General features: G+C 69.1%; 18 protein-coding genes and 1 tRNA gene. 7 read left to right on the top strand and 12 right to left on the bottom strand.

The features are described 5' to 3' along the window. Positions 1-14: 14 nt before the first annotated feature. From CAL11_RS16450 to CAL11_RS16420, 7 genes are all read right to left on the bottom strand, one after another. Entirely contained in the window at positions 15-845 is an 831-nt protein-coding gene (locus tag CAL11_RS16450) for a nitrilase family protein (RefSeq protein ID WP_086093529.1), read from the bottom strand. Between the two features lie 13 nt (positions 846-858). Continuing rightward, positions 859-1611: a branched-chain amino acid ABC transporter ATP-binding protein gene (locus tag CAL11_RS16445; RefSeq protein WP_086093528.1), complete on the bottom strand. Its 753-nt coding sequence runs from the start codon at positions 1609-1611 to the stop codon at positions 859-861. Then, positions 1604-2407: an ABC transporter ATP-binding protein gene (locus CAL11_RS16440; RefSeq protein ID WP_015064224.1), complete on the bottom strand. Its 804-nt coding sequence runs from the start codon at positions 2405-2407 to the stop codon at positions 1604-1606. Before CAL11_RS16440 ends, CAL11_RS16445 begins: the two co-directional genes overlap by 8 nt. Then, on the bottom strand, positions 2404-3408 hold the full coding sequence (locus CAL11_RS16435) for a branched-chain amino acid ABC transporter permease (RefSeq protein WP_086093527.1): 1005 nt from the start codon (positions 3406-3408) through the stop codon (positions 2404-2406). The genes CAL11_RS16440 and CAL11_RS16435 overlap by 4 nt, the downstream gene beginning before the upstream one ends. Continuing rightward, on the bottom strand, positions 3405-4277 hold the full coding sequence (locus tag CAL11_RS16430) for a branched-chain amino acid ABC transporter permease (RefSeq protein ID WP_015064222.1): 873 nt from the start codon (positions 4275-4277) through the stop codon (positions 3405-3407). Before CAL11_RS16430 ends, CAL11_RS16435 begins: the two co-directional genes overlap by 4 nt. 65 nt (positions 4278-4342) lie before the next feature. Beyond that, the gene (locus CAL11_RS16425; protein WP_086093526.1) at positions 4343-5482 is read right to left on the bottom strand and encodes an ABC transporter substrate-binding protein; all 1140 of its coding nucleotides are present in this window, start codon (positions 5480-5482) and stop codon (positions 4343-4345) included. A gap of 149 nt (positions 5483-5631) precedes the next feature. Next, positions 5632-5952 carry a hypothetical protein gene (locus tag CAL11_RS16420; protein ID WP_086093525.1) on the bottom strand — a complete coding sequence of 107 codons (321 nt, stop codon included), beginning with the start codon at positions 5950-5952 and terminating at the stop codon, positions 5632-5634. 359 nt (positions 5953-6311) lie between these two features. Between CAL11_RS16420 and CAL11_RS16415 the strand changes: the two genes are divergently transcribed. Further along, on the top strand, positions 6312-6515 hold the full coding sequence (locus CAL11_RS16415; RefSeq protein WP_033462121.1) for a hypothetical protein: 204 nt from the start codon (positions 6312-6314) through the stop codon (positions 6513-6515). Positions 6516-6635: 120 nt separating this feature from the next. Continuing rightward, complete coding sequence (locus CAL11_RS16410; RefSeq protein ID WP_086093524.1) at positions 6636-7937, top strand: UDP-N-acetylglucosamine 1-carboxyvinyltransferase; 1302 nt, start codon at positions 6636-6638, stop codon at positions 7935-7937. 81 nt (positions 7938-8018) lie between these two features. Here CAL11_RS16410 and CAL11_RS16405 read toward each other — a convergent pair whose 3' ends face one another. Together CAL11_RS16405 and CAL11_RS16400 are read right to left on the bottom strand one after the other, a co-directional pair. Beyond that, entirely contained in the window at positions 8019-8552 is a 534-nt protein-coding gene (locus CAL11_RS16405) for a YbaK/EbsC family protein (RefSeq protein WP_086093523.1), read from the bottom strand. Between the two features lie 52 nt (positions 8553-8604). After that, positions 8605-10437: an ABC transporter ATP-binding protein gene (locus tag CAL11_RS16400; protein ID WP_086093522.1), complete on the bottom strand. Its 1833-nt coding sequence runs from the start codon at positions 10435-10437 to the stop codon at positions 8605-8607. A 397-nt stretch (positions 10438-10834) separates the two neighbouring features. Here CAL11_RS16400 and CAL11_RS16395 point away from each other — a divergent pair, with 397 nt between their 5' ends. The 3 genes from CAL11_RS16395 (at position 10835) to CAL11_RS16385 (ending at position 12002) form a co-directional block, all read left to right on the top strand. Continuing rightward, positions 10835-11494: a thiopurine S-methyltransferase gene (locus CAL11_RS16395; RefSeq protein WP_086093521.1), complete on the top strand. Its 660-nt coding sequence runs from the start codon at positions 10835-10837 to the stop codon at positions 11492-11494. 92 nt (positions 11495-11586) lie between these two features. After that, positions 11587-11733, top strand: a complete 147-nt coding sequence (locus CAL11_RS16390) for a hypothetical protein (RefSeq protein ID WP_086093520.1) — start codon at positions 11587-11589, stop codon at positions 11731-11733. A gap of 101 nt (positions 11734-11834) precedes the next feature. After that, complete coding sequence (locus CAL11_RS16385; protein WP_003809770.1) at positions 11835-12002, top strand: hypothetical protein; 168 nt, start codon at positions 11835-11837, stop codon at positions 12000-12002. An 11-nt stretch (positions 12003-12013) separates the two neighbouring features. Here the strand turns inward: CAL11_RS16385 and CAL11_RS16380 are convergent, their stop codons facing one another. Next, entirely contained in the window at positions 12014-12694 is a 681-nt protein-coding gene (locus CAL11_RS16380) for a DUF3313 domain-containing protein (protein WP_086093519.1), read from the bottom strand. A 274-nt stretch (positions 12695-12968) separates the two neighbouring features. Here CAL11_RS16380 and CAL11_RS16375 point away from each other — a divergent pair, with 274 nt between their 5' ends. Then, the gene (locus CAL11_RS16375) at positions 12969-13685 is read left to right on the top strand and encodes a flagellar brake protein (protein WP_086093518.1); all 717 of its coding nucleotides are present in this window, start codon (positions 12969-12971) and stop codon (positions 13683-13685) included. A gap of 15 nt (positions 13686-13700) precedes the next feature. On the opposite strand, the gene CAL11_RS16370 is transcribed toward CAL11_RS16375, so the two are convergent. Together CAL11_RS16370 and amaB are read right to left on the bottom strand one after the other, a co-directional pair. Beyond that, complete coding sequence (locus tag CAL11_RS16370; RefSeq protein ID WP_086093517.1) at positions 13701-15002, bottom strand: phospholipase A; 1302 nt, start codon at positions 15000-15002, stop codon at positions 13701-13703. A 135-nt stretch (positions 15003-15137) separates the two neighbouring features. Then, positions 15138-16640 (bottom strand): L-piperidine-6-carboxylate dehydrogenase, encoded by a 1503-nt coding sequence (gene amaB, locus CAL11_RS16365; protein ID WP_033462103.1) that lies wholly within the window; start codon positions 16638-16640, stop codon positions 15138-15140. 193 nt (positions 16641-16833) lie between these two features. Between amaB and CAL11_RS16360 the strand changes: the two genes are divergently transcribed. Then, positions 16834-16910 (top strand) — tRNA-Arg (locus tag CAL11_RS16360). Positions 16911-17109 lie beyond the last annotated feature (199 nt).

The following is a 17109-nucleotide window of genomic DNA, read 5'->3' as shown; positions in this document are numbered from 1 at the left end:
GGGCGCGGCGGCGCCTAGCGCGCCACCGGGTAGACGGCGGGCTGGCGCTGGCCCAGGTGCGGGCCGCCCTGGGCGCGGATCGCGGCGATGTCGGGCCAGTCGGCCAGCAGGATCTGCTCCTCGCCGCGGCTGGCGGCGGGGCAGAGTTCCTCGCCGCTGGGGCCGAAGATGCAGCTCGTGCCCAGGAAGGCGACGCCGCGCTCGGTGCCGACGCGGTCGGCCGCCACCACGACCAGCTCGTTGCTCACCGCCGTGGCCGCCATCAGGTGATAGCCCTGCGGCAGCCCGTAGGCGTCGAACGCGTCGGCCGTGCGGATGCTCTTGCTCCAGTTGGCCGGCGCCGCCACCACATCGACGCCGTCCAGGGCGTAGTTGCGGCACACCTCGGGAAACCACATGTCATAGCAGATGGCCAGGCCGATGCGGCCCAGCGGCGTATCGACGCGGGTCAGCGCATCGCCCACGTCGAACAGCCGCTGCTCGTTGCCGCGCACGTGCAGCTTGCGATGCCGGTGCAGCTCGCCGCCGGGCCCCACCAGCACGGCGGTGTTGTAGATTTTCTCGCCGTCGGTCTCGGACAGGCCGGCCACGATCCAGGCGCCGGTTTCGCGGCTGACCTGGCTCCAGGCCCGGGTGGACGGGCCCGGCACCGTTTCGCTGACGGCGCGGATTTCGTCGCGGCTGTCGAAGACCAGGCCGCCGATGCAGCACTCCGGCAGCACGATCAGCCTGGCGCCGGCGGCCGCGGCCTGGCGCGCCAGCGCGCAGCTCCTGGCGCGGTTGGCGTCGTTTTCTCCCTGCCGCACATCGAACTGGATGGCGGCGATCTTTCCGGTCGGGGTCATGGATTTGCTGTCCTCAATGCACGGTCGCGAGCGCCGTTTCGTCTTCGGTGGCGCCCAGGTAGGCCCGCTTGATATCGGGGTCGTTCATGATCTGGCGCGCCGGTCCTTCCTTGAACTTGCGGCCGGTTTCCAGCACCACGGCGGTGTCCGAGATCAGCAGCGCGCCGTGCAGGTTCTGCTCGACCATCATCACGGTCAGGCCGGCGCCGCGGATCTCCTGCACCGAGTCGAACACCTCCTGCTGCATCTTGGGCGACAGCCCCAGAGAGGGTTCGTCCAGCAGAAGCAGGCGCGGATGCATTTCCAGCACCATGGCGGTTTCCAGGATCTGCTGTTCGCCGCCGCTGAGATTGCCCGCCAGGCTGTGGTATTTGCGCTTGAGCATGGGAAACAGCGCCAGGACTTCCTCCATGGCGCGTTGCTTGTCGGCGCGGCCCAGCAGGTAGGCGCCCATTTCCAGGTTTTCGCCCACGCTCATGCGCGGAAAGTTGCAGCGTCCCTGCGGCACGATGCCGATGCCGGCGCGCAGGCGGGCATCGCAGGCCAGCCGGTCGATCGGCCGGCCCTCGAAGCGGATCGCGCCGCCGAACTGGCGCACCATGCCGAAAATGGCCTTCAGCAGCGTGGACTTGCCCGCGCCGTTGCCGCCCAGCAGGGTGGTGACCGTGCCGGCGGGAATGGTCAGCGAGATGTCGCGGACGATGGGCGTGTCGGTGTAGCCGGCCGAAAAGCCGGCAAGCTCCAGGCACGGGGCGGTATCAGGCATGGTGGCTTTCCTCCTGCGGCGCGCTGCCGAGATAGGCGTTGACGACGCGTTCGTCGCTGCGGATGATCGAGGGCGCGCCTTCGACCAGCTTGCGGCCGGATTCCATCACCACCACCTGGTGGCAGCGGCGCATCACGAAATTCATGTTGTGCTCGACGATGAGAAAGGTCTGGCCGGCGCGATTGAGCTCGTCGATGATGCGCTCGATGTTGGCGATCATGGTCGGGTTCACGCCGGCCAGCGGCTCGTCCAGGATGGCCACGCTGGGGCGCGACATCAGGCAGGCGGCCAGGGCCACCAGTTTCTTCTGGCCGTACGACAGGATGCCGGCCGGCAGGCTGTCGTAGCGGCTCAGGCCCACCTCGGCGATCAGTTCGCGGGCGCGCTCGCCGGCCGCGGCTTCGCTGTCGCGCAGCGCGCGGCGGTTCAGGAACGCGTCCAGCCAGCCGTGGCCGTCGTACTCCTGCGCGGCGATGAGCAGGTTCTCGCGCACCGTCAGTTCGTCGTACAGCCGGATGTTCTGGAAGGTGCGGGTCAGGCCGCGCCGCGCGATGGCGTGCGGGGGCAGGCCGCCGATATCCGCGCCGGCCAGCAGCACCCGGCCGGCGTCCGGCGGCTGGAAGCCGCTGATGCAATCGATCGAAGTGCTCTTGCCGCAGCCGTTGGGGCCGATCAGCCCGGTCACCGAGCCGGCCGGCACGTCGAAGTCCAGGCCGTCGACCGCGCGCACGCCGGCAAAGGCCTTGGCCAGTCCGCGCACCGACAGGGCGGGGGTGTTGGGGGTCGGGGCCTTCATCGCAGGGTCCTCCTGATGCGTTCGAGCCGGCGCTCGCGGAAATAGCCCGCGATGCCTTGGGGCAGGGCCAGGATGGCGGCAACCAGCACGCAGCCCAGCAGCACCAGCCGCAAGTCCGGGCTGACGCGCAGCAGTTCCGGGATGATGGTGAAGACCGCGCTGGCCGCGATCACGCCCCAGAAGCTGCCGGTGCCGCCGATGATCACCATGATGAGGATCATCTGCGTGTAATAGAAGTCGAAGATCGACGGGTCGACCACGCTCAGGTAGAACACGAACAGCCCGCCGGTCATGCCGGCGACCAGCGCCGAGACGGCGAAGGCCAGCAGCTTGTAGCGCAGCGTGGCGACGCCCTGCGATTGCGTCAGCGGCTCGTTCTGCTTGATGGCCAGCAGCGTGCGTCCGATGCGCGATCCGACCAGCCGGTGCACGCCGGCCAGGGCCAGCGCGGCGAAGGCCAGCATGATGAAATAGAACACCACCGGGTTGGCCGAGCTGACCCGGCCCAGGCCGGGCAGGGTCAGCTCCAGCGTGGGCAGGTTGGGAATGCCCAGCGGCCCGCGCGTGAGATCGACCCAGTCCTTGGCCACCAGCTGCATCAGCAGCACCAGGCTCAAGGTGACGATGGCGAACGAATGCCGCGACAGGCGCAGCGACGCGTAGCCGATCACCAGCGAGGCGGCCACCGCCACCGCGCCGCCGGCCAGCACGCCCAGCCAGGGCGACCAGTGGGCGTCGACGGCCAGCAGCGCGGCCGTATAGCCGCCGATGCCCCAGAACGCGATCTGCGCGAACGACAGCAGGCCGGTAAAGCCGTAGATGAGGTTCAGGCTGGTGGCCAGCACCGCGAACACGATGGCCATGATCGCCACCTTCAGGGCGTAGCCGCCCAGGCCGGCGAACGGCAGCGCCAGCAGCACCAGCGCGCCGGCCAGCAGCCACGGGGCGGCGCGCCGCCGCGGCGCAGCGCCCAGCGGCAGGTCGAGGGTTTGTTCTCTCATACTCGCATCCCCTTGCCGAACAGGCCCAGCGGGCGCACCAGCAGGATAAGAATCATGATGATGAAAGCCAGCGCGTCCTGCAGCACGACCGAGCCGAAGCCGCCGGCCAGGCTTTCGGTCATGCCCACGATCAGCGCGGCGATGATGGCGCCCCAGATGTTGCCCAGGCCGCCGATGATGATGATGGCGAACGCCTTGAACACGAACGGCATGCCCATGAGCGGATGCACGGTGTACAGCGGCGCCAGCACGCCGCCGGCCAGCCCGCACAGGGCCGCGCCCAGCACGAACACCGTGCGCGCGATGGTGCGCGGGCGCATGCCGACCATCAGCGCGGCCTCGCGGTTCTGCGCCAGGGCGCGCATGGACTTGCCGCTGCGGGTCCATTTCAGGAAGGCGTGCAGCAGCACGATGGCGGCGATGGCCAGGCAGAAGGCGATCAGCCGCAGCACGCCGATGCTGAGATTGCCCACCTGCAAGGCGTCGAAGCCGTACTCCGTGGTGATGGTGCGCGGCGTGGCGCGCAGCAGGTAGAGCGCGCCGTTCTGGATGATCATGGCCAGGCCCAGCGTCAGCAGGATGCCTTTCTGGAAATCGTCCGATTTGAGCGTGAACAGCACGCTGTCAAACAGCAGCAGGCCCGCCGCGGCCACCAGCAGCGTGGCCACCAGGATGCTGGGCCAGTAGCCGAAGCCCAGCGTGGAGACGGCGAAAAAGGCCGCGAAACCGCCCAGCATGACGAGCTCGCCATGCGCGAAGTTGACGATTTCCAGCACGCCGTAGATCAGGGAAAGGCCGACGGCCACCAGCGCGTAGATGGCGCCGATGGCCAGGCCGTTGATGATCAGTTGAAGAATGAAGTCGGTCATGGAGTCATCCGAAGAAGTCGATGCCTGCCGGGGCCGCCGCGCCAGGCGGCGGCCGCCGACGGGGATCAGGTGCCCGGGGTGGCGACAACCTTGACCTTGCCGTCCTCCACCTTGAGGATGACCGCGTTGTTGTGCGCCTGGTTGTTCTTGTCGAAGGCGACGCGCCCGCCCATCATCGAGGCGTAGTCGCTGGCCTGGATGGCGTCGCGCACCGCCTTGCGGTCGACCGACCCGGCGCGCTTGATGGCGTCGGCCAGCAACTGGATGTTCTCGTACGAGATGGCGCTTTGCAGCAGCGGGTCTTCCTTGTACTTTTTCTTGTACGCCTTGACGAACGCCTGGTTGGCGGGCGTGTCGAGCTCGGCCGCGTACTGGAACACGCTGGTCGCGCCGTTGATCGCGCCGCTCTTGATGCCCTCGGCCTGCAGGCCGCCCAGTTCGATGCGGCCGGTCAGCGGCACCCGCATGCCGAAGCCGCGGTACTGGCGGATGAAGTTGATCTGGTCGGCGCCCACCGTATACAGCGCGATCGCGTCCGGGGCGGCCAGCTTCAGGCGCGTCAGCACGGTGGTGAAGTCCTGCGTGCCCTTGTCGTAGTACTCGGACGAGGTGACGGTCACGCCCAGCGGCTTAAGCGCCTTGGCGATGGCGGCGGCGCCGCCCCGGCCGTAGTCGGTGTTCTCGCCCAGCACGGCGATCTTCTTGAAGCGCGCCTCGTCCTTGAGATAGGTGGCCAGCGCCACCGCCATGCTGTCGTCGCTGGGGCCGGCCCGGAACGTCCAGATATTGCCGCCCGCGCCGGCCTTCTCGGTAATGCTGCTGGCCGACGACGAACTGACCAGCATGGGCACGCCGGCGCGCTCGACGATGGGCATCAGGGCCAGGGTGACCGAGCTGCACATCGCGCCGCTCACGGCGACCAGGTCGCGGTTTTCCAGCATCCGCCCGACGCTGTTGACGCCTTCGGCCGGGTTGCAGGCATTGTCCTGGACATTCAGCTGCAAGGGGCGCCCCAGCACCCCGCCGGCGGCGTTGATCTGCTCGACCGCCAGTTCGGCGCCCCAGCGGTCATGCTGGCCCTGGAAGGCCGCGCTGCCGGACAGCGGCGTGGAAACGCCGACGACGATGGGTTGGGCCATGGCGCCGGACGCGGCCAGGGTGGCCGCCAGCGTGGCGACCAGGGCCAGCCGTTTGCTTGCATTCATATGTCTTCCCCTTGTTGTGAGAGTGTCGGAAACTGCCGCGAATCAGTCTAGGAAACCCGACGGGTGGCAACAAGGCGAAGCGTCAACGAAAGTGATTAGTTTCGCTAATCTATTGGTTGGGGGCAGGGGGGCGGCGGGCCGGCCGCGGGCTAGTGGCGCGAGGCGGCCGCCTTGCGCGCGAGGATCTCGGCCTCCTTGCGCCAGGCGGCGCAATCGATTTCCTCGACCACCACGCCGGTGGTCTTGTCGATCACGTTGGCGGCGCGCTTCTGCCCGCCCGGGATGCCGCGGTCCACGCATTGCTGCTGCGCGGCGCCGGTGGCGATCTGCAGGTTGGTCAATCCCACGGCGTTGGGGTCGGCTTTTTTCCAGATGCCGTTCATGTCCTGGACGTCGATGACGTACTGGGCGCCGGCGCTGGCCGCGGCCGCCATCAATGCCGCGGCGAGCGCGGCCTGCATCGTCTTCATGCGAGTCTCCCTGTCTGCTCGTGCCGAGCAGGCTAGCAGTTTCGCGGCCGCGGCGAACTCGGCCAAACGGATGCCGCACTTTGCCCGACCCGCCCGTGGCGGGCGATTGGGCCGTCGTGGTTGCCGTACCACAATGGACGGATCCCGGGGCATCGGCAAGGAGGGCGGCAATGGGCGGGAACACGGCGCACGCGCTGCGGATCGTGGTGGGGGCATTACGGCGCTGGACGCGTACGGCGCGTCTTGACAATGTTTGACGGTACGGCGCGGCGCGCTGCGGTAGTCTTGCGCTCGGCGGATGCGGGCCGTCGCGCGCATCCGCCGATTGGCGCGTCCGCGGCCGGTCCAAGAGAGCAGTCATGACAGCATCCGTATTGAGCTACACCCTGAGGCAAACCAGCCAACCCACCGAGGCGCAACGGCGCGCCCTGCGCACCCTCGAAACCGCGCGCCAGCTGATGGCCGAAAGCGGCGCGACCCCGCCCGAGGCCGAGCCGGTATCGACCGAGGCCGAACTGGTCGCATACCTGAACGAACGCTACGCCAGGCCGGGAAAGCGTTGAGGCGCGCGCGGCAGGCCGCGGCCGGGATGTAACGCAGCGATAGCTTTGTATTCACGGTGTTACGAGTGGGATCCGGCCGCCGGGTACACTGCTGGCGATCGAATTTCTTCGCCTTCAGCCATGTCCAATCTCATCGTGCACGGCGGCAAGCCGCTGCGTGGCCGTATTACGCCTTCCGCCAACAAGAACGCCGTCCTGCCCGTGCTGTGCGCCACGCTGCTGACCAGCGAACCCTTGCGCCTGCATCGGGTGCCCGACATCACGGATGTGCGCAAGATCCTGGACATCTTCCGCATGCTGGGCAGCGAAGTGCGCATGGACCATGCCACCGACACGCTGGAGCTGCATCATCGCGCCACGCGCTTTGACGCCGCCACCCACCGGCTGCCGGAGGAAATGCGCTCGTCCATCATGCTGGTGCCGCCGCTGCTGGCGCGCTTCGGCGTGGCGCGGCTGGAAGACAACGTCAAGGGCTGCACGCTGGGCGTGCGCGAGATCGACCCGCACGTGGATGTGTTCTGCCGTTTCGGCGGCGCGGTGACGCGCGCCGAAGGCTCGCTGCTGGTGCGTTGCGCCGGCGACCTGGTTCCCAACGACCACTGGCTCGATTATGCCTCGGTGACCACCACCGAGAATTTCGTGCTGTGCGCGGCGGCGGCCCCGGGCGTTTCGACGCTGACCAATGCGGCGTCGGAGCCGCACGTGCAGGAGTTCTGCCGCTTCATGACGCTGATGGGCGTGCGCATCGAAGGGATCGGCACGTCGCGCCTGACCGTGCACGGCGGGGGCGCCCTGGGCGGCGGCGAGTTCACCTTCGACGAAGACTTCCACGAAATCACGACCTTCCTGGCGCTGGGCGCCATCACCGGCGGGGACGTGGCGGTGCGCAACAGCGCGCCGGGCAACTTCCCCCTGATCGACCGAACCTTCGCCAAGTTCGGCGTGCGCATCACGCACGAGGACGGCTGGTCGCGCGCCGGCACGCCGGGCAGCCTGCAGGTGCAGACGCCGTTCACCAGCAATGTGCTGACCAAGGTCGAAGCGGCGCCGTGGCCGTACTTCCCGGTGGACCTGCTGCCGATTTTCATCGCGCTGGGTGTGCGGGCGCGCGGCAACGCCATGTTCTGGAACAAGGTGTACGACGGGGCGATGGGCTGGACGGGCGAACTGTCCAAGTTCGGCGCGCACGTGTTCCTGTCCGACCCGCACCGCCTCATCACCTTCGGCGGCAGCCCGCTGACGCCGGCGACCGTCGAAAGCCCGTACATCATCCGCGTGGCGATCGCGCTGTTCATGGTGGCGGCCAGCATCGAAGGCCGCTCGGAAATCCGCAACGCCACGCCCATCCGCCGCGCCCACCCGCGCTTCGTCGAAAACCTGCGCAGCCTGGGGGTGGAAGTGGAGTGGGAGAGCGAAGAGTAACCCCTTCCGGTGCCTGTCCCCACGCGGACAGGCACCAGCCGAACCCACAGGTGCCTGTCCGCACACGGACAGGCGCCCGCGTCAGACGCTCAGCGCCGCCACGTCCACGCCCGGCAGCGTGCGCAATTGCGCCGGAGCAAGCAGCAGCTTGGCGGTGCGCACGCCGGCGCCCATGACGACATGGGGGCGCTGCATGACGGCCTCGTCGACCAGGATCGGCCAGCCGGCCGGCAGGCCGAAGGCGGTGATGCCGCCGAACTCCATCCCGGTCAGGGCGGTCGCGTCTTCGCGCCTGGCGAACGACAGGCGCTGCGCGCCCAGCCGGGCCTTGACCGCGCCGTTGACATCCAGCCGCCGGTCGCCCAGCGCGACCACGGCCGCGTAGTGTTCGCCGCCGTCCTTCTTGTAGCGCAGCACCAGGGTGTTGGCGCAGTCCTGCAGGCCGAAGCCGTAGCGTTCGCTGAACTGCGCGGTGTCGGAGTGCGCGTCGTCCACCGCGAACACCAGCAGGCCGTCGGGCAGCCCCGCTGCCACGCAGGCCGGCAGGCGCGCGGCGCGCTGCTCGGCGGCGATGATGTCGAAATTGAACTTCTCGGCGTGGGCGGACAGGGACATGGGCGCATCGATACCAGGAAACAACGATGCGCGCCATTGTAGCGGCGCGGCGCTAGCTGGCCGCCGCGCCGCCCAGCTCCCACTGCGACAGGCCGCGCGTCAGTTCCAGCGCCTGGCGCTCGAACAGGCGCCGGTACACGCCGCCGTGCAGGCGGACCAGGGCTTCGTGGCTGCCTTCCTCGATGACGCGGCCCCGGTCCATCACCAGCAGGCGATCCAGCGCGCGGACGGTGGACAGGCGGTGCGCCACCACCAGCGTGGTGCGGCCTTCCATCAGGCGCTCCATGGCCCGCTGGATGAGCACCTCGCTTTCGCTGTCCAGGCTGGAGGTGGCTTCGTCCAGGATGAGGATGGGCGCATCGGCCAGGAAGGCGCGCGCGATCGCCACGCGCTGGCGTTCCCCGCCCGACAGCTTGACGCCGCGTTCGCCCACCAGCGTGTCGTAGCCCTTGGGCAGCGCCATGATGAAGTCGTGCGCGCTGGCCAGCCGGGCGGCGCGTTCGATCTCGGCCTGCGTGGCCCCGGGCCGCCCGTAGGCGATGTTCTCGGCCAGCGAGCGGTGGAACAGCACGGGATCCTGCTGCACGATGGCGATCTGGCCGCGCAGCGACGCCTGCCGCACCGTGGCGATATCCTGCCCGTCGATGGTGATGCGCCCGCCGTCCACGTCGTACAGCCGCTGGATCAGCTTGATGAACGTGGTCTTGCCCGAGCCGGAGTGGCCGACCAGGCCGACCCGTTCGCCCGGCGCGATGCGCACCGAGAAGTCGCGGTACAGCGGCTGTTCGTGCGGACCATAGCGGAACGTGACGTGCTCGAAGCGGATCTCGCCCGCGCCGATGTCGATCGGCCCGGCGCCGGGCACGTCCTCGACATCCAGCGGCTGGCGTTGCAGCGAGACCAGTTCCTCCATGTCGTTGATCGAGCGCTGCAGGTTGCGGATGTTCATGCCCACGTCGCGCAGGTAGCCTTGCAGCATGAAGAAGGTCGTGAAGGCGAAGGTCACGTCGCCCACGCTGGCCTGGCCGCGCTGCCACAGCAGCAGCGCCACGCCGAGGATGGCCGCCTGCATGGCCACCAGCATCGCGCCCTGCACGCCGCCGTTGATCGTCCCGCGTACCCAGCCGCGCCGGGTGCGGTGGCGCCATTTGCCGGTGACGCGGGCCAGCCGGGCTTCCTCGCGCCATTCGGCGCCGAAGGCCTTGACCACGGCGTTGCAGCTCACCGCGTCGGCCAGCGCGCCGCCCATGCGGGTGTCCCACGCGTTGCCCAGGCGCGCCGCCGGCGCCACGTAGCCCAGCGACAACGCCATCGTCACCGCCACGTACAGCAGCGAGCCCAGCCCGACCACCAGCCCCATGAGGGGCCAGTGCCAGCCCAGCAGGGCGGTGGCGCCGGCCAGCATGGCCAGCGAGGGCAGCAGGGCGATCAGCAGCGTGTCGTTGAGCAGGTCCAGCGCCCACATGCCGCGCGTGATCTTGCGCACGGTCGAGCCGGCAAAGGTGTTGGCGTGCCAGTCGGACGACAGCCGCTGCACCTGGTGGAACGCCAGGCCGGCGATGTCGTGCATCATCTTCAGCGTCAGCGCGATGATGTTCATGAAGATGGCCTGGCGCAGCAGGGTGGCGCCCACGCCCAGCGCGATCAGCAGCCAGAAGGCGGCGAGCGCGGCGTTGCGCGCCACCATGTCGGTGGGCGCGCCGCCGGCCACGGCGTCGATCAGCCGGCCGACATACAGGGGCGTGAGGATGTCGGCCAGCGCCGAGAGCAGCGCCAGCGTGGCGATGAGGCCGATGCGCCAGGGCTGTCTGGCCCAGTGCCTGAAAGTAAAGCCGAGAACGGCCTTGAACGCGGATCCGCGCAAGTCGAGTTTATTGCGAGCCATTTGCCAGGGTCCGGCTGCGCGGCGCGCGCCAGGACGTCAGTAGAAAGTGAATGCCAGCCAGCGCGGGCCGCCCATGGGGGGCCGGCAGGCTACGGATTGCGTAGGAGAGGGCGCGTGAGCCGCGATGCGGCCCGGCGCGGGCTGCGACCTAACGGCGCGGCGGGGTCACGCGCGGAGCGGCGGTGTGCGGTACGAGCATGGGGCGCCTCCGGGTGAGTGATCGTGGATGGGAACAGGGCCCGTGAGCAGGGCCCGAAGTGCGATCCTAGCAGCGGGCCCGGATCGCGCGCAAGATTCGCCGCGGCCGGCGTTGCGTAATCGACACGGAAGGCGCGCGCCGGACCGGGCCCGCCAGGTCTCTACAATATGTCCCGACATGATCGATGGAGGTTGGGGCATGGACGCGGATTTCTGGCTGGATCGCTGGCGCGAAGGGCGCACGCATTTTCATCAGACGCGGGTGACGCCGCTGCTGCAGAAATACTGGCCGACGCTGGAGGTGCCGGCCGGCAGCCAGGTGCTGGTTCCGCTGGCCGGCAAGTCGCTCGACATGGTGTGGCTGGCGGGGCAGGGGCTGCGCGTGCTGGGCGTGGAACTGTCGCAACTGGCGGTCGAGCAGTTCTTCGACGAAAACGGCCTGCGCCCCGAGGTCCACGAGTCGGCGCAAGGCCGCCACTATGTGGCGGGCAACCTCGAGCTGATCTGCGGCGACGTGTTCGCGCTGGAAGACGCCACGCTGGCCGCCTGTGCCGGCGTGTACGATCGCGCCGCGCTGGTGGCGCTGCCCGGGCCCATGCGCAAGCGCTACGCGCGCGAGGTCTATGGCCGCCTGGGCCGGGGCTGCCGGGGCATCCTGATCACGCTGGACTATCCGCAGGACCAGATGGAAGGCCCGCCCTTTTCCGTGGACGATGCCGAAGTGCAGGCGCTGTATGCCGACCATACCGAGGCCCGCCTGATCGACCGGCGCGACATCCTCGACAAGGAGCCCAAGTTCAACCAGCGCGGCGTGGCGCGGCTGGACACGCTGGTATACCGGCTCGAGCGCCTGGGCTGAGCGCGCCGCTGCGCCTTGTTACCGACAACCATGCCTTGTTGCCATGGGCGGGCCTACACTTGCGCACGTCACCAACAACAGGACTGTCGGACATGAAATCGATACTCGGGCTGCTGCTGGCGGCGGCGCTGCTGGGCGGCTGTGCCGTCTATACCCCGCACGGCGCGGTCGTGGTGGACCCGTCCGATCACGGCGGCGGCTTCTGTCCGCCCGGCCAGGCCAAGAAGGGCAACTGCTGACCGGCCCGCGGGCGGCCCCCGCGCGCCGCATGCGCGGCGCAGAATCGCTACACTGGACGCACGGGCGCGCCGGCGCATCGGCCGCGCCCAAGGAGGCGATCATGAAATTCTGCATGGCGACATTGATGCTGGCGGCCAGCCTGGCGCTGGCCGGCTGCGCGGGCGGGCAGGGCTCGCAACCCGGCCCGCCGCATCCCGGCGCGGTCAACCCCTACAGCAGCGGCGGTTTCCACGACGCCGGGCCGGACTACCCCGATACCGGCCGCTGAACCGCACGGCCTTACCTGGCGCGCACATAGTTGCGTATTTCGCGCGCGACGTTATCGGTCCACTCGTCGATCAGCGGCTTGAGCGCCGAGGCCGGCACCGAGGTCTGGCCCTGGGCGATGGCGCGCACGCGCTCGCCGGTGCCGCCGCGCACCGACGCCCACAAGAGCTGGCCCGTCTGGCTGTCGGTGACCTTGCTTTCGATCGCGATGGTGGCCTGCTGCGGCCGGCCGCCTTCCAGCACGGCCCTGGCGCCGGTGATGGCCAGCGCCACCGGGATGTACTGGTAGGCCGCCAGCGCCTCGCTTTCGCTGCCGACCGCGGTGATCGCGATGCGGGCCTTGGCCACGCCCGGACCGGGGCCGTTGACCAGGCGGATCTCGCGGCCGATCTTGCGGCGCAGCGACTGGTCCAGGTAGTTCTGCAGTTCGGTCAGCGTTTCCATCGACACCTGCGCCGACGGTTGCGGGGTGGGGTAGTACTCGACCGGCGACAGCCACATGGCGGTGTACTGGCGCGGCTTGAGCGCGGCGTCGCGGTAGATCAGCCGCGCGCCGCCGGGCACTTGCTCCTCGCGCAGCTGCGAGTAATCGCCGAGAAAGCCCGACTCCTTCGGGGTATGCTGGTTGGCGCAGCCGGCCAGCAGCAGGGTTGCGGCGCCGAGCGCCGCGATGCGATACAGGGACGACTTCATAGCGGGTTTCCCTACAAAAGAGACGTTGGCCCAGGAGACGGGTGGCCCAGCATACGCGGCGCGGCACCCCCCTGCAACGCGGGCGGGCGCGCAACGGCGCCGCTCATCCGTCGGGACGGCTGCCGATGGGCGAACCCGGCCATGCCTGGCCTGGCGGCATGGTCTGGTAAAATAATAAAGATTTTGTAACAAATCGACAATTTTCGGCGCTGCCCGGCGCCCCGCCGGCTTCCCGGCTGCGTGCCGGCAGTCCTGCCTTGCCCCGACATTCCCTATGCTCGATGCTCACGACCCGTACCTGGTAAGCGGCAGGCTCGAAATCGCCAACCTGCTGCAGACCCTCCAGGCCCGCCAGTGCCTGCTGCTCATGCGCATCCCGGGCCGCCCCTTCAACAGCGTGACCTCCATACTGCACGTGGATGCGCAGGCAGGCCAGGTCGTGCTGGACGCGGCGCAGGACGACACGCTCAATCAGCGCCTGGAGCAGGCCGGCAATGTGGCTTTCGACACCTCGCTGGACAATATCAGCATCTCGTTTGCCGCCGCGCGCGTGAAGCGCTGCGAGTTCGAGGCGCGGCCGGCCCTGCTGGTCGAGCTGCCCGAAACCCTGACCAGGGTGCAGCGGCGCGATACGTTCCGCATCGCCGTGCCGGTGGCGCAGCCCGCGACCTGGGTGCGCGAAGCGGGCGGGGCCGAGCCGCTGGCCCTGTGCGACATCAGCCCGGGCGGACTGGCGCTGGCCGATCCCCTGCAGACGCTGGACCCGGCGCCGGGCAAGATCTATCGCGGCGTGCTGGCCTTGCCGGAGCTGGGCGCGTTCGCCGCGGCGATCCGCGTGGTGCATCACCTGGACGAGGCGCTGGCCAAGGGCAAGACCAATCGGCGCATCGGCTGCGCGTTCGTCGAGCTCGACAAGGGCACGGGCATCCGCATCCAGGCCTACGTCAACGCCTTGCAGCGCGAACAGATCGCGCGCCAGCGCGGCCTGTAGGCCCGCCGCGCCCGCTCAGGGCACCAGCGACAGGCCGATGCGGAACTGCGAGTCGTGGCGCTGGTTGTAGCCCAGCAGCGTTTCGCCGTAGCCATTGAAATACTGCAGGTGCAGGTAGCCGTTCATGTCCAGCCAGGTCCGCTTCAGCGGCCATGCGAAGTCCAGCTGGGTGGTGCGCCGGCTGCTGGCGCCCTGGCGGTACATGGCCGACACCACGGCGCCGCCGTCCTGCGCCCAGCGCAGGTTCCAGTCCACATAGCCGGCATAGTCGGCGTAATCGCGGTTTTCGCGCGCCACGCCGAAATAGGTCTTGACCTTGGGCGCGAAGGTCAGGGTGCTGCCGCTGTCGAAGCGGTAGTTCAGCGCCGGCTGCACGTAGGCGTCGTTGAGCGAGCGCGAATCGTCGCCGCTCTTGCCGTTGGACTGGTGCTCGACCCCGGTGTTCAGGCCGACGCGCCAGTTCTGGCTGGCCGACGACCAGATATTGTCCGAAAGCCAGAACGCGCTGGGATTGAAGGTGGTGTCGATGAAGGGCTTGGAGTCGCCTTCCAGGTCCCACAGCGAAGTCTGGGTGTAGCCCAGGTAGAAATTCTCGCCGAAGGTGGCCGGACGGTCGCCCTTGGGCGAGAACAGCCGGTACTTGGCGCTGATCTGGAAGCGCGCGGTGGTGCGCTCGCGCGTGCCGATGTCGAAGTACATCGGCTGGTACTCGCTGATGGCGCTGCGAAACGCATCGAACGCGCTGGCCGGCTGGAAGGTCTGGCTGACGGCCACCTGCGCCGGCGCCGGGCCGGAGTCGGGCGAAACGCCCGCCGCCGTCACGGCCGCCGGCGGCAGGGGCTGCCCGGTACGCGCATCGGTCACGGGCACATCGGCCGGCGTGCTGGCCAGCGTATCCGTCTCGCGGCCGGTGGCGTCCAGCGCCAGCATGGCGGACTCGCCCTCGATCGACACCGCCTGCAGGCCGCGCGCGCGCACCGGCACCACGGCGTCCCAGCTCATGCGGGCGAAATTGTTGACGGGGATGTTCAGCGCCGCCTCGCCCGCGGGGCGCTGCGCCAGGCTGCGTATGGTCTGGCCGTCGGCGCCGCGCCATTGCAGCACCAGCTGCCTGGGCGCGTTCCACGCCGCGCTGGCCGAGCCATCGTTGAAGAACACCGCCTCCAGGCGCACCGTCTCGCCCGGTGCCGCCGCCGGGCGGTCGAGCCGATAGGAAATACCGGCGCTGGCGGAAAGCGACGTTCCCGCCAGCGCCAGCGCGAGCGCGCCAGCCAGGACGGGGCGAATGAACGGGGATCGGGAGTCCGGCACTTGCATAGGAAACGACCAGCTATGGTGACGGCGAACTGTAGCATTCGACGCTGTAGCCGTTGAAACGCCATGTAAGGCGGGTCTGCGTGCCGCCGGAGAAACGGCATGCCCGCCGCGGGGGGCGCGGCGGGCTACAAGCGGTTACTCGCCGAACCGGATGCCTTGCGCCAGGGGCAGCGCGCGCGAGTAATTGATGGTGTTGGTGGCGCGCCGCATGTAGTGCTTCCAGGCGTCCGAGCCGGATTCGCGGCCGCCGCCGGTTTCCTTCTCGCCGCCGAAGGCCCCGCCGATTTCCGCGCCCGAAGTGCCGATGTTCACATTGGCGATCCCGCAGTCGGATCCGGCGGACGACAGGAATGCCTCGGCCTCGCGCAGGTCATTGGTGAATATGGCGGACGACAGGCCTTGCGGCACGCCGTTGTGCATGGCCAGCGCCGCCGGGAAGTCGTCGTAGCGCATGACATACAGAATGGGCGCGAAGGTCTCGTGGCATACCACGTCGGTCTGGCCGGGCATTTCGACGATGGCCGGGCGCACGTACCAGGCGTCCGGATACCGTTCGGCCAGCAGGCGCTCGCCGCCGCTGACCTGGCCGCCCTGTTCGCGCGCGGCGGTCAGCGCGGCCTGCATGGCGTCGTACGAGGCGCGGTCGATCAGCGGGCCGACCAGGGTGCCGGGCTGCAGTGGGTCGCCCACCGTTGCGCTGGCGTAGGCCTGTTTCAGGCGCGCGACCAGGATTTCGGCGATATCGGCATGCGCGATCAGGCGGCGCGTGCTGGTGCAGCGCTGGCCGGCCGTGCCGATGGCGCCGAACACGATGCCGCGCGTGGCCATCTCCAGGTCGGCGCTGGGCGCCACGATGATGGCGTTGTTGCCGCCCAGCTCCAGCAGGACGCGGCCGAAGCGCTGCGCCACGCGCGGGCCCACCTGCCGGCCCATGCGGGTCGAGCCGGTGGCCGAGACCAGCGCCACGTCGTGCGAATCGACCAGCGCCTCGCCCAGCTGGCGTCCGCCTATCAGCACTTCGGCCAGCCCGGCCGGCGCCTCGCCGTAATCCTGCAGGGCGCGCGCCAGCAGCGCCTGGCAGGCCAGGGCGGTCAGCGGCGTTTTCTCGGAAGGCTTCCAGACCACGGCATTGCCGCACACCAGCGCCAGCGCGGCGTTCCAGGACCAGACCGCGACCGGGAAATTGAACGCGCTGATCACGCCGACCACGCCCAGCGGATGCCAGGTTTCCATCATGCGGTGGCCGGGGCGCTCGGACGCGATGGTCAGCCCGTACAGCTGGCGCGACAGGCCGACGGCGAAATCGCAGATATCGATCATCTCCTGCACTTCGCCGGCGCCTTCGGCGAGGATCTTGCCGGCCTCCAGCGAGACCAGCCGGCCCAGCGCCTCCTTGTGCTCGCGCAGGACCTCGCCAAACCGGCGCACCAGTTCGCCGCGCCGCGGCGCGGGCACGTCGCGCCATTGCAGGCTTGCCTGGCGCGCGCGGGTGATCGCGGCGTGCGCCTGCGCCACGCTGTGTTCGGGAACGCGGGCCAGCAGCGCGCCGTCGATGGGGCTGCGTGCCTCCAGATTGCCCTGGGCCAGGGCGGCGGGGTCCAGCCCCAGCTTGCGCAAGAGATCGGAAGGCGTATCCATGACTGCTCCTGTAAGCGTGGCAACGGCGGCATTGAAGCCGGGAAAGCAGACACCGTACTACGTCGCCGCCATGCCGTGGGCATCGATGGGCGGGGCGGCCGGCGGGGACGATTGGGCCGGCGCGCGCCTTCCAGGGTAAAATGCGCGCCCAGCCATGCGCCCGCCGGCATCGCCGCGCCGCGCGCATCCGGTACCGCCCTTAGCTCAGTTGGATAGAGCACAGGTCTTCTAAACCTGGGGTCACAAGTTCGAATCTTGTAGGGCGGGCCACTGCTTTCCCGCGCATCGCGGCCAGACCGGAAAACCCATGCAGATCGATGATTTGCATGGGTTTTTTTTGCGCTGAGGCGCCGAGGCCGCCATGGGCCAGCCCCTCCTAAGATAATAATGGTTACTTCAAGTTTTGTTTGATGGCATATTGACGCCAGTCCTTCAGGCTTGCCGGAGGGCCCGGAGGGCTTCGCCGGGG

It is taken from the genome of Bordetella genomosp. 6 (assembly GCF_002119705.1).
Taxonomy (GTDB): Bacteria; Pseudomonadota; Gammaproteobacteria; order Burkholderiales; family Burkholderiaceae_B; genus Bordetella; species Bordetella bronchiseptica_F.
This window is presented reverse-complemented; position numbering and strand designations above follow the sequence as displayed.